Source organism: Psychroflexus aurantiacus, from assembly GCF_010820555.1.
GTDB lineage: Bacteria > Bacteroidota > Bacteroidia > Flavobacteriales > Flavobacteriaceae > Psychroflexus > Psychroflexus aurantiacus.
This window is the reverse complement of sequence record NZ_JAAIKD010000040.1, coordinates 1-649: the sequence shown is the minus strand read 5'-3', so window position 1 is coordinate 649 and position 649 is coordinate 1. Positions and strand designations below refer to the sequence as shown.

Below are 649 nucleotides of genomic sequence, written 5' to 3'. Positions count from 1 at the left end.
GCAAAACCACTTACGCCACTTCCTGCCAGGGTGCTTACCACCCCAGCTGCAGTGATTTTACGAATACGATGGTTAAAATAATCTGTTACATATACAGTGCCTGAAGCATCAACGGCGACCCCAGTTGGGTAATTAAATTGTGCTGAGTTTCCTTCACCGTCTGCAAAACCTCGAATACTTCCTGCCAGGGTGCTCACCACCCTTGCAGAGGTTATTTTACGAATCCGATGATTACTACCATCTGCTACATAGACATTGCCTGAAGCATCTAAAGTAACTCCTAATGGATTGTTAAATTGTGCTGAGCTTCCTTCACCGTCTGCAAAACCTCGAATATTTCCTGCCAGGGTGCTTACCACCCCTGCAGAGGTGATTTTACGAATACGATGGTTAAATTGATCAGCTACATATACAGTGCCAGAGGCATCAACGGCAACTCCAGTTGGGTTGGCAAATTGTGCTGAGATACCTGTACCGTCTGCGAAACCATATGTGCTTCCTGCCAGGGTGCTTACCGCTCCTGCCGGGGTAATTTTACGAATACGATGGTTATTAGCATCTGCTACATAGACAGTGCCTGAAGCATCAACAGCAACCCCAATTGGGTAATTAAATTGTGCTGAGCTACCTGTGCCGTCTGCAAAACCTT

At 46.4% G+C, this 649-nt stretch carries 1 protein-coding gene; it reads right to left on the bottom strand.

Annotation, left to right across the window (positions count from 1 at the left end; all coding sequences use genetic code 11):
* Window positions 1–649, bottom strand: a 649-nt coding sequence (locus G3567_RS13250; protein WP_205521242.1) for an NHL domain-containing protein, incomplete at both ends; no start/stop codon positions are given.